This is a genomic window from Sphingomonas populi, from assembly GCF_004208535.1.
Taxonomy (GTDB): domain Bacteria; phylum Pseudomonadota; class Alphaproteobacteria; order Sphingomonadales; family Sphingomonadaceae; genus Sphingomonas; species Sphingomonas populi.
This window is the reverse complement of the sequence record NZ_SGIS01000165.1, coordinates 1-769: the sequence shown is the minus strand read 5'-3', so window position 1 is coordinate 769 and position 769 is coordinate 1. Positions and strand designations below refer to the sequence as shown.

Genomic DNA, 769 nt, shown 5'->3' with positions numbered 1-769 from the left:
AGGCGGTGTCGCTGAAATTGTCATTTGCCAAGCCCGGATACCATCGCTCGAACAAAGGTCGAAGCGTGCCGTCGAGGGTACGGGTGCGCGTTTGCAGCAACAGATGAGCTCCGCGCCTGGTCCACTGCATTTGTTGTCGCTTGGCGAAACGCTTGCTGACCACGGCGTTGACGGTGCTCTCAGCCATGGCCGATGAGATGCGCTCACCCGCCCGGAACCGCTCGCCGTAATTGATGAGGCTGCCCGCGTTCGACCTGATGTAGACCGCAAACTCCTGCGCGGAGCGGGCGAACTTGGCCAGATGCAGGTAGTCCAGTTCGAGCGCCTTGGTATCATCCCGCAGGTCATCGGCGTGCTGTCGGGCGCGATGTCCGTTGCCATGCCACAGCAGCCATTTGATCCGCTGCATCTCGCGCAGCAGGCGGGCGCCCTCATTCTCATCATGGTGGGCAACCCCGCGGGCATATTGCTCCAGTACCGTCAGGCGCATGGCAATGTGGAACCAGTCGAGAACGTGTTCTGCTTCCGGCGTGATCATTTCGGTCAAGGCACGCACCTCTTCGCCGCCATCTGTCAGAAACGTAACATCCTGGTTGGCCTGCAACCCTTGTTGCCGCAGCAGGTCGAACAGCCGGCGCTTGGGCTTGCGATCATAGCCGTGGACCAAGCCGATATAACGGGGGTCACGATCATCCGGCATGGATCGCCCGACGATCAACTCGAAGTTTACCTTCCTCTGGTCCCAGTCCCGGACGTACCCTCCATCTAG

The 769-nt window shown here is 60.5% G+C and carries 1 pseudogene; it reads right to left on the bottom strand.

The annotated features are described in order from the left end of the window. Positions 1-769: pseudogene (locus EWE75_RS24735) on the bottom strand (ISKra4 family transposase); the annotation flags it as partial.